The 13,995-nt window shown below is 63.5% G+C and carries 15 protein-coding genes; 12 read left to right on the forward strand and 3 right to left on the reverse strand.

The window, feature by feature from the left end; all coding sequences use genetic code 11:
- The first annotated feature begins 224 nt into the window (after positions 1–224).
- Both QFZ69_RS01145 and QFZ69_RS01150 read left to right on the forward strand, forming a co-directional pair.
- Positions 225–920, forward strand: coding sequence for an SGNH/GDSL hydrolase family protein (locus QFZ69_RS01145; RefSeq protein WP_306915008.1), 696 nt, complete (start codon positions 225–227; stop codon positions 918–920).
- A 333-nt stretch (positions 921–1,253) separates the two neighbouring features.
- A complete protein-coding gene (locus QFZ69_RS01150; protein ID WP_306915010.1) occupies positions 1,254–1,553 on the forward strand; it encodes a hypothetical protein in 300 nt (99 codons plus the stop codon).
- Between the two features lie 174 nt (positions 1,554–1,727).
- Here the strand turns inward: QFZ69_RS01150 and QFZ69_RS01155 are convergent, their stop codons facing one another.
- Positions 1,728–2,738 carry a LacI family DNA-binding transcriptional regulator gene (locus QFZ69_RS01155; RefSeq protein WP_306919555.1) on the reverse strand — a complete coding sequence of 337 codons (1,011 nt, stop codon included), beginning with the start codon at positions 2,736–2,738 and terminating at the stop codon, positions 1,728–1,730.
- A gap of 357 nt (positions 2,739–3,095) precedes the next feature.
- Between QFZ69_RS01155 and QFZ69_RS01160 the strand changes: the two genes are divergently transcribed.
- The 9 genes from QFZ69_RS01160 (at position 3,096) to QFZ69_RS01200 (ending at position 11,336) form a co-directional block, all read left to right on the forward strand.
- Positions 3,096–3,902, forward strand: coding sequence for a nucleoside/nucleotide kinase family protein (locus QFZ69_RS01160; protein ID WP_306915011.1), 807 nt, complete (start codon positions 3,096–3,098; stop codon positions 3,900–3,902).
- Positions 3,899–4,663 carry an ATP-binding cassette domain-containing protein gene (locus QFZ69_RS01165; protein ID WP_306915013.1) on the forward strand — a complete coding sequence of 255 codons (765 nt, stop codon included), beginning with the start codon at positions 3,899–3,901 and terminating at the stop codon, positions 4,661–4,663. Before QFZ69_RS01160 ends, QFZ69_RS01165 begins: the two co-directional genes overlap by 4 nt.
- Positions 4,660–5,745 carry an ABC transporter permease gene (locus QFZ69_RS01170; protein ID WP_306915015.1) on the forward strand — a complete coding sequence of 362 codons (1,086 nt, stop codon included), beginning with the start codon at positions 4,660–4,662 and terminating at the stop codon, positions 5,743–5,745. The genes QFZ69_RS01165 and QFZ69_RS01170 overlap by 4 nt, the downstream gene beginning before the upstream one ends.
- Before the next feature lie 44 nt (positions 5,746–5,789).
- A complete protein-coding gene (locus tag QFZ69_RS01175; protein ID WP_306915017.1) occupies positions 5,790–6,770 on the forward strand; it encodes an ABC transporter substrate-binding protein in 981 nt (326 codons plus the stop codon).
- Between the two features lie 83 nt (positions 6,771–6,853).
- Positions 6,854–8,353 carry a mannitol dehydrogenase family protein gene (locus QFZ69_RS01180; protein ID WP_306915019.1) on the forward strand — a complete coding sequence of 500 codons (1,500 nt, stop codon included), beginning with the start codon at positions 6,854–6,856 and terminating at the stop codon, positions 8,351–8,353.
- On the forward strand, positions 8,350–9,120 hold the full coding sequence (locus QFZ69_RS01185) for an SDR family oxidoreductase (RefSeq protein ID WP_306915020.1): 771 nt from the start codon (positions 8,350–8,352) through the stop codon (positions 9,118–9,120). Before QFZ69_RS01180 ends, QFZ69_RS01185 begins: the two co-directional genes overlap by 4 nt.
- A 55-nt stretch (positions 9,121–9,175) precedes the next feature.
- Entirely contained in the window at positions 9,176–9,766 is a 591-nt protein-coding gene (locus tag QFZ69_RS01190; protein ID WP_306915023.1) for an ATP-binding protein, read from the forward strand.
- Between the two features lie 134 nt (positions 9,767–9,900).
- On the forward strand, positions 9,901–10,821 hold the full coding sequence (locus QFZ69_RS01195) for a hypothetical protein (protein WP_306915024.1): 921 nt from the start codon (positions 9,901–9,903) through the stop codon (positions 10,819–10,821).
- Between the two features lie 176 nt (positions 10,822–10,997).
- A complete protein-coding gene (locus QFZ69_RS01200) occupies positions 10,998–11,336 on the forward strand; it encodes a hypothetical protein (RefSeq protein WP_306919556.1) in 339 nt (112 codons plus the stop codon).
- Here QFZ69_RS01200 and QFZ69_RS01205 read toward each other — a convergent pair.
- Positions 11,333–11,698, reverse strand: coding sequence for a hypothetical protein (locus QFZ69_RS01205; protein WP_306915026.1), 366 nt, complete (start codon positions 11,696–11,698; stop codon positions 11,333–11,335). The genes QFZ69_RS01200 and QFZ69_RS01205 overlap by 4 nt on opposite strands.
- 14 nt (positions 11,699–11,712) lie before the next feature.
- On the opposite strand from QFZ69_RS01205, the gene QFZ69_RS01210 reads away from it, so the two are divergent.
- Positions 11,713–12,480 (forward strand): amidohydrolase family protein, encoded by a 768-nt coding sequence (locus tag QFZ69_RS01210; protein WP_306915029.1) that lies wholly within the window; start codon positions 11,713–11,715, stop codon positions 12,478–12,480.
- Here QFZ69_RS01210 and QFZ69_RS01215 read toward each other — a convergent pair.
- On the reverse strand, positions 12,430–13,980 hold the full coding sequence (locus QFZ69_RS01215; RefSeq protein WP_373461924.1) for an MFS transporter: 1,551 nt from the start codon (positions 13,978–13,980) through the stop codon (positions 12,430–12,432). The two genes, QFZ69_RS01210 and QFZ69_RS01215, sit on opposite strands and share 51 nt — an antisense overlap.
- Between the last annotated feature and the right edge of the window lie 15 nt (positions 13,981–13,995).

A 13,995-nucleotide genomic window follows, 5' to 3' on the forward strand; every position in this document is an offset into this window, starting at 1 on the left:
AGCGGGCAGGGTCGATATCTTGGGGTGCGGTCATCGCGTGAAATCTCCTTGTGAACAGACTTTGTAGGTCGTTTCAAGAATCACGCGATGGCCGCCTCACATTCGGGAGCAACACGCCCAAGCCGGGCCGTTACACCACGCTAATGGGCACTACTGGAACCCGATGGAGGCCGCACCCGTTCTGCAGGTGGCGAATATGCACGCGGGGGTGCAGCATGTGCCTCATGGATGTTGCAGCAAATAGGCGCCAAGAAGCGGGCCACGTGGTCCTGCTGGGCGATTCCATCTTCGACAACGGCGCCTACGTTAACGGTGGCCCGGACCTTATCAGCCAGCTGCGGCAAGAGCTGCCGGGCTGGAAATGCTCCCTCCTTGCGGTGGACGGGGACATCATCGCCGGCGTCGCCCGCCAGCTTGGCGAACTCCCCGGGGACGCTACCCACCTGGTGGTGAGCGCGGGCGGAAACGACGCACTCGGCTATGCGCCCTTACTGCAGGAGCATCCCGCCTCTGTGGCCGAGGCACTGCTTCTGCTTGGCGCGGCGAGGGACAGGTTCGACGCCGATTACCTGGGCATGCTGCCTGCCGTCCTGGCACATGGTCTGCCCACGGCCGTATGCACCATCTACGACACTCCCCCCTCAGAGCCCAACCAGAAGGTCATCAAGGCAGCGCTGTCCCTCTTCAATGATTCCATTACGAGGGCAGCGTTTTCCCGCGGAACACCCCTGATCGACCTCCGGCTGATCTGTAGTGAAGACGGGGACTACGCGAATCCAATCGAGCCTTCGTCCCAAGGCGGACGTAAGATTGCGCAGGCCATCGCTACCCTGGTCCGTACCGAGCGTCCTGGCCCTCATTCGGTTGTTGTCGCCGGGGCTCCGCAAGAATCTGCTGCTCCGCCAGATCCAGCCAGGTAACCAGCGCTCTTGCCGTCAGTGCATCAGTGCGGACGCAGGCTTCGGGTGTGATTAGTCCTATGAGACACGGATACTACGGCCTTGCCTAACGTCGGCTATGGGTCGATTGACTTCATCCCGCACGTCTTCCGGGTTGAACCGCAATGAGGTCTCCTGGCGGATCCCGGACCCCAATCTGCTCTGATCGAATTCCTGCCGCCCGGCGAATAACTTGCGTCCTGGAGTTTTGGCCTGCTCCCTTTTACTCGACGGGACCTCTTGTCCTCTCCTGCCGCCCCTGGATCATCGGAGGGTGCTGAATTCGCCAGTATGTTGCCCTTTTGTTCCTATAACGTGGGTATCCAGAAGCGCTTTCGGTGCCTCCTCCGCATTTATCTCGAACTCGGCCGTGATGTACAGGCCCAGAGGCCTGCGCTTCAGCGCCGTGGCGCCTGGCGCCACCATCACCAACATCGTGGCCAACTGGGGATCCCAGCTCGCGGCCGAACGCCTCGGCCCGCTGATGCAAGCCACGTCCCGACGCCCGCCACCGCCGCGCAGCTCGCCGCGTCCATCACCTTCCTGCTCATTGACGACGGCACCAACGTCAACGGCGCCATCCTCGCCTCCGACGGCGGCTGGTCGGCGCTGTAGGTTCTGCTACCTTCCCAGAAGCTCGGCCAACGGCGCGGAGCTTCTTTTCGGGCCAGACGAGGAAACTAGGGGCCGGCGAGCCTTATAGTCCTGCCCCGGATGGAATCCGGTGCCCGTCGATCAGCACGTCTGAACGCAAACGCACCCGCCACTCAAGAACCTACATTGTCGGCATCACTGGTTGACTGCGGGGGCAGACGGTACATGGACTGACTGGCACGATTGGCGTTCGATCAGCTTGACAGGAATGACATTCTTCCGCCGGAACCTCTTGGTGGGCGCTGCAATCCGGGCGAGGATGCGTTCGGCAGCGACTCGTCCAACGTAACGGGGGTTCTGATCGATGACTGACACCGAGGGCTGGAGGACATCCGCCATGGGGAAGTCGCCAAAGCTGATCAGCGCAATATCAGTTCTGTTCAAGGCCTGAAGGGCCGGGAAAACGCCGGTTGAGAACCGCGCGTTGGACGAAAAGATGGCGGTGGGCGCATCAGGCAGCGCTAGCAGGGTCTTGCAGACATGGGCGGCAGCATCCGCGTCGCGCGAACCGAGCGCAATCAGCCCTTCGTCGCTTTTCAAACCAGCGTCGGCGAGGGCGGCGAGATACCCCTCCAACCGCAGCTTCGTGGTGGGGACGTCAGTTGAGTCTCCGACGATGGCGATGCGGCGGTGCCCGTGGGCGATGAGGTGCTGCGTCGCTTCAAATGCTCCGCCGAAGTCGTCTTCGACGAAGTAGTCCGCGTTGAGTTTGGTGGGTATGCGGTCGATGAACACGATGGGGAAGCTGTCCTGCCAGCGTGCGAGGTAGGACTGGTCGGCGGCGATCGGGGCGATAATGAGGCCGTCGATCTGGCGGCGGACCGTCGTTTCAATAATGCTTTGCTCCAGGGGCGGGTTGTCTCCGAGGCTGGTAACGACTATGGCCATGTCGTGTTCACGTGCCGCCAGCTCGATCCCCTTCGTGACGGCAGCGAAGAAGGGATCGGCAACGTCGGGCACGGCGATGCCGATGACGGCTGACTTGCCCTCGCGGAAGGTGCGGGCGAGCATGTTCGGCACGTACCTGAGTTCGCGCATGGCCGACTGAACGCGCTCCCGCGTGTCTTCCGTGACGTGCGGGTCGTCATTGAAGACCCTGGACACGGTCTTGGCGCTCACCCCGGCTCGCGTGGCCACATCCTGCATGGTCGTCACGGTTCGGCTCCTTCATTGTTTTCTGGGCACACCTACAGGTGGGGCTGTCCAAAACGGAACACCACCAACACTGAGTATGTCATCGGTGACAATCTGCTGCCTCCCCATCCTGCCTGATGTTCAGGGTAACTTCAAGCAACTCATGTCATCGATGACATAAGTTTTCGGATATTCCTTGACATCGATGACATGGGCCCTCTAAATTTTTTGTAAGGCAGATCACGGCGAGTCCTCGAAGCCTTAGGTTCGAGCCCCGCGATCAAGACGTACCGGTTAGTTTCAGACAACGCTTCAAAGGTGTAGCAGCAGAGCTTCTTCACCGTGGCATGACCAACGGAGGAGACAGTGATGAACACCGCTGAAGATCGGAGCTCGGCACCCTTCCGGGGGCCTGAGCGGCTGGCTTGCTCGCTAGATGATCTAGTGGAGCGGGCCGGCGCCCTTGCTGTTGCTGGAAGCCGGCGCATCCTGGGAATAGCTGGTGCGCCTGGTGCCGGAAAGTCCACGGTGGCGCAGGCTATCGCCGATGCCTTGGATGGCCAGGCTGCCCGGGTCGGAATGGATGCTTTCCACCTGGCCAACGAAGTCCTTGCGGCTCACGGCTCGCGGGACCGTAAAGGCGCTCCGGACACGTTCGATCCGTGGGGATATGCCAACCTGCTGCGCCGGCTCAAGACGAACGATGAACCGGTTGTTTATGCCCCGATGTTCGATCGCAGCCTTGAGGAATCCATCGGCAGCGCGGTTCCGGTGGAGCGCGACGTACCGCTGGTCATCACCGAGGGAAATTATCTCCTTCTGGACGCCGAAGGCTGGCGGGAATGCAGGGAACAGATCGACGAGGTCTGGTTCCTGGATATCAGCGACGGCGAGCGGCAGCTCCGGCTCCTGAGGCGGCACGAAGCTTTCGGCAAGTTGCCCGAGGAGGCAGAGGCATGGGCGCTGGGCAGCGACCAACGCAATGCCGATGTTGTTGCCTCGACCCGGGAACGGGCCGATCTGATCATCGACCTGCGGTATGCCCAAAGCCGTGAGACCTTCGCCCAGCCTTCAACGAAGAGGAAGACAGAAGTGACAACACAACGAAGTGTCTCCGGCTGCTCGGCCGGAGCCTCTGCAATCGTCCCGTACCAGCTGACAGGTCTTACATCATGACAACAATCCCGGTTCTGGAAGCCCGCGGCCTGACCCGCAGCTTCGGCAACGTACGCGCCTTGGATGGCGTCGACTTCGACGTCCACGCAGGCGAAGTGGTTGCGCTCATCGGCGACAACGGCGCCGGAAAATCGACCCTCGTGAAGGCACTGTCCGGAAACCTTGCACTGGACTCCGGCAAGATCCTGTTTGCCGGCGGTGAGGTCGAACTTGGTTCCCCGAGCCAGGCCAGCAGCCTGGGCATCGAAACCGTCTATCAGGACCTGGCCCTGGCGCCACACCTGAATGCGGCCCAAAACATGTTTCTGGGCCGCGAAATCCCCAAGCCCGGCTTTCAAGGGCGGCTCGGATTCATGGACAACAAGGCGATGCGCGCCAAGTCACAGGAAGCCTTCGATGAACTTGGCGCCACGGTTCGAAGCCTCTCCGACCCCGTCGGCAGCATGTCGGGCGGCCAGAAGCAGGCGATCGCCATTGCGCGGGCCGTTGCCTGGGCCAAGGGCGTCATCTTCCTAGACGAACCGACAGCCGCTCTTGGCGTGGTGCAGACCAGGAACGTGCTCGAGACAATTCGCAGGGTCCGTGACAAAGGCGTGGGCGTCGTGTTCATCAGCCACTCGATGCCGCACGTCATCGACGTAGCCGACCGCGTCCAGGTGCTCCGGCTCGGACGCCGCGTGGCCACCTACGAAGCAAAGAAAACATCTGTGGAAGAACTAGTCGGCGCAATGACCGGCGCACTTGATGGAGCACACTCATGACCACCACCGAAGCCGTACCCCGCACCGCCGGGACCGCAACCGAAATTTCACGGACACACACGCTCCGGCAGGTGCTCCAGGTTCAGTCGTTCCAGATCCTGCTTGTTCTGCTGGTCATCTTCCTGGTCTTCTCAGCCCTGGCACCGGAAGTATTCCCGACGTGGGGCAATGTCCGCCAGATCATCCAGAATGTCTCCATCCTTGGCGTCCTGGGCATCGGAATGACGTTTGTCATTGTCACGTCGGGGATCGATCTGTCCGTCGGATCCAACCTTGTTTTCTCCGGGGTAGTGGCGGCAAAGGTCATGCAGGCCATGGGCGACTCGGGTTGGAGCACGGCCCTTGTGGGTATCTTGGTCGCCGTCGGATGCGGGCTCGGCTGGGGGCTTCTCAACGGGGTTCTCATCGCGAAGGCCAAGGTGCCGCCGCTGATCGTCACCCTCGGAACACTTGGCGGCGCCTTGGGGCTGGCACAGGTCATCACAGGTGGCGTGGACATCCGGGAAGTCCCGGCGGTGCTCCAGGACACCATCGGCTACGGCAACGTCCCGGGAACCACGCTGCCGACAATATCCCTGATCGCGATGGTCCTTATCCTGATCTTCGGCACCGTACTCCACCGGACCAGATTCGGCCTCTACACCTTCGCCGTCGGCTCCAACGAGGAATCCGCCCGACGAGTCGGCGTGAAGGTGGATCGCCAACTGATCTCCATCTACGCACTCTCGGGCGGCCTCGCCGGCGTGGCAGGCATCCTGTCGCTGTCCCAGTACGGCACCACTGCCATCGCGGGTCAGTCGGCGACGAACCTTAACGTCATCGCCGCCGTCGTGATCGGCGGAACTTCACTCTTCGGCGGCGTCGGCACCATCTTCGGAACCGTCGTCGGACTCTTCATCCCCGCAGTACTACAGAACGGCTTCGTCATCGTCGGCATCCAGCCGTTCTGGCAGCAGGTGGCAGTCGGGGCCGTCCTCGTCGTCGCCGTCTATGTCGATCAGCGCCGCCGGGCTGCGGCAGCCCGGGGACATTCCGCCAAGGCTGACGGCAAGAAGAAGCTCTTCGGCCGACGGTCCCGCTGATTTCCCTTCCGTCTTAACCCCTTCAAACAAACAGGAGCCCGACAATGAAGTTAACCCCTAAAATGACCCTGCTCGCTGCAGGTGTCCTCGCCGCAACGTCCCTCACGGCCTGTGCCGGCGGAAGCGCCTCGGCAGGGACTGCGGCCGGAACGCAGCCCAGGCTCACGTTCATCCAGGGTGTTGCCGGAGACGAGTTCTACGTCAGCATGCAATGCGGCATCGACGCTGCTGCCAAGGCGGCCGGCGCAACGGTCAACACGCAGGGCCCGGCCAAGTTCGACCCGACGCTGCAAAAGCCCATTGTCGATTCCGTCGTGGCATCCCAGCCGGACGCCATCCTCATCGCGCCGACCGATGTGGCCGCGATGCAGGCGCCGTTGAAGGCGGCTGCGGCCGCCGGCATTAAGGTGATCCTCGTTGACACTACGGTGCAGGACCCTTCGTTCGCCGCGTCGGCGATCGCCTCGGACAACAAGGGCGGCGGCCTGGAGGCTTTCAAGGCAATCCAGAACCTCAGCCCCGGCGGGGGCAAAGTCCTGGTAATTTCCACCGACCCCGGCGTCTCGACAGCCGATGCCCGTGTCGCGGGCTTCGAAGAGGGCGCCAAAGCCGACCCGTCCTTCGAATACCTGGGTGTGCAGTACAGCCACAACGACCCGGCTGAAGCGGCCAAGCTCGTCTCGGCTGCCCTGGCCAAGGACCCAGACATTGTCGGCGTGTTCGCAGCCAACACCTTCGCAGCAGAAGGAACAGCAACAGGCATCCGCCAGGCCGGCAAACAGAACCAGGTCAAGATCGTCGGCTTCGATGCCGGGCCCGCGCAGGTCAAGCAGCTCAAGGACGGCGTCGTCCAGGCCCTGATCGCCCAGGAACCTGCGTCCATCGGCACGCAGGGCGTGGACCAGGCCATGAAGGCCATCAAGGGCGAGTCCACCGAGAAGGAGATCCAGACCGGGTTCAAGCAGATCACCGCGGACAACATCAGCGGTGACGGCGCCCAGTACGTCTACAAATCTTCTTGCTAACCGGCTTTCCGGTGCTGTTGCCCGCCCACTCACAAGCGGGCAACAGCACCGTCCCACCTCTCCCGACCGAAGAGAAGAATGACATGACGTCCCTGAATGAAGCGGCCCTTCCAGAACTGGAGGACCGGCTACCCATCCCCTCGTATCCTCGGCACGCCGTCCGGACAGGCATCGTGCACTTCGGCGTCGGCGGATTCCACCGCTCGCACCAAGCCATGTTCATCGACAGGCTTCTGAACCTCGGGGGCTCGCAGGACTGGGGAATTTGCGGCGTCGGCGTCCTGCCCTCGGACGCCCGCATGCACGATGTCCTCACCAACCAGGACGGCCTGTACACCCTCGTGCTGAAGGGCGCCGAAGGCACCGAACACGCCAGCATCATCGGTTCCATCACCGAATATCTCTTTGCGCCCCACGACCCCGCGGCGGTCATCCGCAAACTCGCGGATCCTGCCACCCGCATAGTCTCCCTGTCCATTACCGAGGGCGGCTACAGCATCAGTGACAGCACAGGGGAATTCGATCCGCGCACGCCGGACGTCCTCCATGACCTGGAGCCGAACACCGTTCCAGGCTCCGCGTTCGGCCTGATCACCGCAGGCCTGGCGCAGCGGCGTGAGCAGGGCACTGCCCCGTTCACCGTCATGTCATGCGACAACATCCAGGGGAACGGCAACGTCGCCCGCAAGGCGCTCGTGTCCTTCGCCCGGCTCAAGGATTCCGGGTTGGCAGGCTGGATCCGGGAAACGGTAGCTTTTCCCAACTCCATGGTGGACCGCATCACCCCCGTCACCACCGACGCCGACCGGGCTGCAGTGACCGCAACCTACGGATTTTCAGATGCATGGCCGGTGATTGCCGAACCCTTTGAGCAATGGGTCCTCGAGGACAAGTTCCCTGCCGGCCGCCCGCCCCTGGAAGACGTCGGCGTGCAGATGGTGGACGACGTCGAGCCCTATGAGGTCATGAAACTCCGGCTCCTGAACGCCAGCCACCAGGTCATGAGCTACCTCGGCTGCCTCGCCGGTTACCGGCATGTCCATGAGGTTTGCACGGATCCGCTGTTCGCCGATTTCGTCGCAGGCTTCATGGAGAGCGAAGTGGCACCCACCCTGCGGCCCGTACCCGGCATCGATCTGCACGCCTACCGGAACGAACTCATCCACCGATTCTCCAACCCCGCCGTCAGGGACACCCTGGCCCGCCAAATGGTCGACGCCTCCGAACGGATCCCTAAATTCGTGCTGCCTGTCGTCCGTGAACAGCTCCGCCTTGGAGGCCCCGTAGTCCGGGCGGCCCTGGTGATCGCAGCCTGGGCGCGCGTTCTCGAAGGCACTGACGAACAAGGCGAACCCATCGACACCACCGACCGGCGCCTAGGCGAACTCCGCGCAGCCAGCCGAGCGGACCACACGGAACCTGGCGCCTTCCTCAACCTGACCGACGTATTCGGCGACCTGGGCCGGAACGCCCGCTTCGCCGCCGCATACCGGCAGGCCAGGGAAGCGCTGCAACGGTCCGGAGCGCGCACTGCCGTCCAGGACCTCACCGAACCTTCGATACCCACCAGGAGAACCTCATGACCAACTCACCCACAGCCAGCGCCGCCGTCGAAGCCAAAACAGCGGGCTTCAGCGGCCGCACCATCCTTGTTACCGGGGCGAGCGGCGGCATCGGGGCGGCCACCGTACGGCAACTCGCTGCCGCCGGGGCAAAAGTAATCGCCAGCGCCCGCACGCTCGACTCGCTGTCATCGCTCTGCGACCAGACCGGCGCGCAGCCCTTGGCCTTCGACCTGACCTCCGAGGAAAGCATCAGGGACGCCGTCGAGGGCCTCGCCCTTTGGGGTGTCGTGAACTGCGGCGGCTTCGGCGGAGAAATCGCCACCCCGCAGGACACCGACATCGACGTCTTCGACAAGGTCATCAGCGTCAACGCCCGCGGCGCCCTCCTGGTCATCAAATATGCGGTACCTGCCATGATCCGCCAGGGCAACGGCGGCGCAATCGTCAACGTTTCCAGCCAGGCCAGCATGGTCGCGCTGCCGGGCCACATCTCCTACGGATCCTCAAAAGCCGCCCTGGACAACATCACCCGGGTGTCCGCCCTGGAACTTGGCAGGCACAACATCCGCGTCAACAGCGTCAACCCCACGGTGGTCATGACCGACATGTCCAACTCCTACTGGGGACGGCCGGAAATCGGCGGCCCCTTCCTCGAGCAAATGCCCCTCGGACGCTGGGCCGCGGTCGATGACGTCGCCGGCCCCATCGTCTTCCTGCTCAGCGACGCCGCCTCCATGATCACCGGCGCTTCCCTCCCCATCGACGGCGGCTACACCAGCCGCTGACCGTCCTTCCGGCGCAGGGGCGCCGCAAACTGACCTCACTTTGAAATGGATGACCATGAACATGACCGAAGAACGCGCATCCGAGGCGATCATCGTCTGCGGGGTGCCGGCGAGTGGCAAAACAACCTTTGCCCAGGATCTGGCCCGCCAGCTCCACTGGACCATCCTTGACCTGGACACCGTCACAAACCCGTTGTTTGAACACATGGGCGGCGAGTTCCTGGTGGACGTCCCCACGGCACAACCCGCCGCGCGGGCGAGCGTGAACGATATCCGCTACACCTGCCTCTTCGACACCACCCGGGAGAATCTCGCTCTGGGCAACAGCGTGGTTGTTGTTGCCCCGTTCACTTCCGAACGCACGTTCCCGGCGGCATGGGAACGACTGGTTGAGCGGCTCGCAATTCCGGACCCGCGGGTGCACCTCGCCTGGATGGACACCCCGCAGGGCGAGGTGGTGAGGCGCATGCAGCTCCGCGGAGCCGCACGCGACCTCGACAAGATCAAGGAACCGGAGCGTTTCCTCTCTCCCGAAGTCACGCAGCCTCCCGGCGTCGCGCATATCCGCATTGACGGCCTGCTGATGCCGCACGAACAGATCGATCATTTCCTGGCGGACTTCGCAGGGCGGAAGGCCATGCGCTGAGCTGCCGCTAGCGGTTCCACTCCAACCTCCCGCCAAGGGCCACACCTCCCAGAGCAGCACCCCGTACGGGGCGCGATTCGTCGTGCCCGATTCCAGACCCCACTAGACCAAAACCACCCAATTAGGAGAACCCAGTGAATACACTCACCACGCTCGAACGCCGCGGCATGGCAGCGATCTCGACCCCCAGCGGCAAGATGCTCATCGTGGCCGCCGACCAGCGCAACGGAATGAAAGCCGTGATGAACGACGCACCCGATGGGCCGAACTCCATCACCGCCCAGCAGCTCTCCGACGCAAAGGCGGACCTAGTCCGCTACCTGGGAAACGCCGCGCCGGCGATCCTGCTCGATCCTGAAGTTGCCCTGCCCCGCGTGGCGGACGAGGGCGTACTCTCCCGCGACACCGCGCTGGTTGTGGGCCTGGACGCTTCCGGTTTCGATACGGCGGACGGCCTGCGCTACACAAAGTTCGTCCCGGGGATGTCGCCACGCAGGGCGCGCGAACTCGGCGGAGACGTCGCCAAGATGCTCTGGTACATGCGCCCCGACCTTCAGGATGCCGGCTCGCGCGTCGCGGACGAAATCCGCGAGCTCGTCAAGGCATGCACCGACGAGGGTCTCCTCCTCATCGTCGAGATCCTGGTCTACCGTCTCGAAGGCGAAAGCGAGGAAGCCTACGCCGCGGCGTTCCCCGACCTCGTTGCCGACTCTGCGCGGCTCTCCGTCGAATGCGGCGCTAAGGTGCTCAAACTGCAGTACCCGGGATCTGCCGAGGCCAGCGCCGCGGTCACCGAGGCCTCCGCCGGCGTGCCGTGGGCCGTCCTGTCCGCGGGAGTTGACCACGAGACGTTCATCAAGCAGGTCGAGATCGCGGTGGCCAATGGCGCCGGCGGTGCCATGGCGGGCCGCTCGCTGTGGAAGGACAGCATGGCAGTCTCCGCCGAAACCCGCGAGCACCTGCTGACGACACGGGCACTCCCGCGTCTGCAAGAGCTCGAAGCCGTCGTCGACGGCACGCTTGTGGCTTCCACCGGCGGCTGGTCAGCACCCTAGGGGAGCGGCACCAAACGCTAGCGGACGACGGCGGAAGGTCCCGCCGTCGTCCGTTTTTCCTGCACGGCGGCTCTATGTCAATTTGACTAATGCTTGCTGTGGCCCCTTCAGGCGCCCTGTAGCGTAAAGCTGCCGCAGGATGAGTGCTCCATGCCAAACTTTCAGCCATGGAGCCTATGGATTGTCTGGTCATCTACGTCCCCACCGAAGCTGCGCACGCTGTGCGGCAGGCCATTGGCGATGCCGGGGCGGGCAGGCTGGGCAACTACTCGCACTGCTCGTTCAGCCTCGACGGCACCGGGCGCTTTACGCCGCTGCCGGGCGCGAATCCGACCGTCGGCGCCGTCGATTCGCCCGAGGATGTCCCGGAAACCCGGATCGAGGCGATTTATCCGCGCTCCCGGCGCAACGATGTCGTCAACGCCGCACTGTCCGCGCACCCGTACGAGACGCCGGCGTTCATGACCTTCCCTGTCGATGCCGGCCCGCCGGACGGAACGGGCACCGCGGCCTAGCGGCTGCTCACCTGACCGAACAGCTTCGCGATTGGTGCCAGCACGAGCGGGCGGGCGGCGTACCAACCGGCCGCCGTGATGGCGATTGCGGCCGCGAAGAGCCAGAACCCGACCCAGTTCACCACGTCGGTGCCGCCGAACATGTGGGTCAGGTTGCGCAGCGCACCGGTCGAGAACACCAGGAACACGTGGATGAGAATGAACAGCACGAAAAACAGCATCGTCGGGAAGTGAAGCGCGCGCGCAGCCTCCACCGGGTAGATCTTGTTCAGCGTCTTCGCGTCTTTCGGCCAGAACTCGCTCATGCGTGCACCCGTGACCGCCGCGAGCGGGGCCGCGATGAACACCACGAGGAAGTACATGAGCTGCTGTAGGGGTGTCCTGGACGCCGAAGCGCGGTGGCAAGAAAATCAGCATCAACCTGTGGTTGCACCAGTCGCTCGACATTCTCTGGCTGGCCAACGGACTCATCTTTGCGGTGCTGCTGTTTGCCTCGGGCCGCTCTGGGTGCGGACGCGTCGATGCTGTCGCGCCCGGCAAACCGGTCTACGCCTTCGCATACGACGTCCACTCGGTGTGTGTGAATACGGCGGCACTGACTGAACTCGGGATCACCAGCAGCACTCCGAACCCTCCTGGTGGCACGATCAAGCGCGACTCCGAAGGGCACGCGACGGGCTACATCGACGAAACAGCGTTCCGCAACATCGTTCTCCCTTTCCTTGACGCGCGAGCGAGCGAGAACGAGAACGAGGCGAGCCTTACGGCCGTTCAACGTGCTTACCGGGAGACCGGTGTCACCACGGCCTGCGACATGTGTTTCAACGAATCTGATCTCATGACGTTTCGGCGCGCGGCAGAGGCGGGCAAGTTGACAAGCCGGCTTATCGCCTATTGGCGGGTGAACAATACGGGCTCGGTCGAAGACAACATCGCCCAAGTGCACCGGGTGGCCGCTCTCGCCGTCGAACACACCTCACCCTGGCTCCCGGTGGTGGGAATCAAAATGATCCTGGAACAATCGACGGCTGCACCGCCGAGGCCCCTTCCCGCCGGTGACCGCTGCGCGATGTGCAACGCCGCCGTCATTGTGCTAAGCCCGGCGCAGGCTCCAGAACGCCAGCCCCGCCGCCAAAACCATTAGCCCCGCACCGATTCCGGAGGTGAGGGTGATGCCGCTGTCGAACGCGTGGAACGCCGACGCCAGCAACTGACCGCCAGATGAGGGGGGCAGTTCGGACGCAACGTTGACCGCACCCCCAAGCGTTTCCGTCGCGGTGGTTGCCTGTTCCGCGCTGAGCCCCGCAGGCAATACCAGGTGCTGCTGGTAGGAGGCCAGAAGCACACTGCCCAGCAGCGCCGTGCCAAAGACAGAGCCCACCTCGTAGGCAGTTTCCGACACTGCTGACGCCGCCCCTGCCTTGGCCGCAGGCACAGTCGAGAGAATCAGGTCATTCGAGACCGTCTCCGATGCACCAACACCCATTCCAAGCAGAACAAATGCGAAGAGCAGCGTGCTGGCCGACCCGCCCTGCCCCGCGAACGCCACGAAGGCATACGCTACGGCGGACACCATGAGGGCAGCCGGAACTACGATGAACGGGGGGATCCTCTTGACCAGGGGCACGACCGCAAGCCCGGAGACAATGGTCATGGCGAGGCCGGGCACCAGGATCACGCCGGCCTCGAGCGGGCTGTGACCGAGCACAAGCTGCAGATGCTGTGACACAAAGTAGATGAATCCCACCAGCGAAAAGATCGCGAGTAGATTCACCAGGACTGCGCCGGTGAACGCGCGGACGGTGAACAACCGCACGTCCAGCATCGGATTGGAGCGGTTCAGCTGGCGGCGCACAAACACGATGCCGGCAGTCAAACCAACGACAACGGCGACAACGGTGACTGCCACGGCTCCGCCTTTGGCGAGGTTCTTGATGGCAAACACAATGGGCAGCATCGTGGCGATGGACAGGACGATGCTCAGGTAATCGACATGACCTGGATTGGGATCCTTGGATTCCGGCACCAGGAAAGGGGTGACGGCGAGAAGCACTACCAGCACGGGCACCGCCAGCAGGAAGACTGAACCCCACCAGAGATGCTCCAGCAGTGCACCGCCCACGAGGGGCCCGAGTGCTGCGCCAGCTGAGAAACCCGCGGCCCAGACGGCGATGGCAAGCCTGCGCTGGTTGCGGTCGCTGAAGATGTTCCGGATCAGCGAGAGGGTTGACGGCATGAGCATGGCACCGAAAACGCCGAGCCCTACGCGGGATGCCACGAGGAACTCTGCCGTCGGCGCGAAGGCAGCAACGGCGGAGAAGATCGCAAACCCGGTGGCCCCGGTCATGAGCAGGCGGCGCCGGCCAAAGCGGTCCCCGAAGCCGCCCATGGCGACGAGCAGACCTGCGAGCACCAGGGGATAGCTGTCAATGATCCAGAGAAGCGTGGTGCCGCTGGTGTTGAACTCAAGCGAGATCGCGGGCATGGCGAAACTGAGCACCGTGTTGTCGACGGCCACGAGGAGGACCGGAAGCATCAGGGCCGCAAGCGCAACCCATTCACGCTTGCCTGCGCGGCCGGGCCGCTGGGTCTTTAGTGACTGCTCGAACGCGGTCACCCCAAGGGTCCGCGCTGACGGCTGCATGTACGGTGTCATATC

This window comes from Arthrobacter sp. V1I7, from assembly GCF_030817015.1.
Taxonomy (GTDB): domain Bacteria; phylum Actinomycetota; class Actinomycetes; order Actinomycetales; family Micrococcaceae; genus Arthrobacter.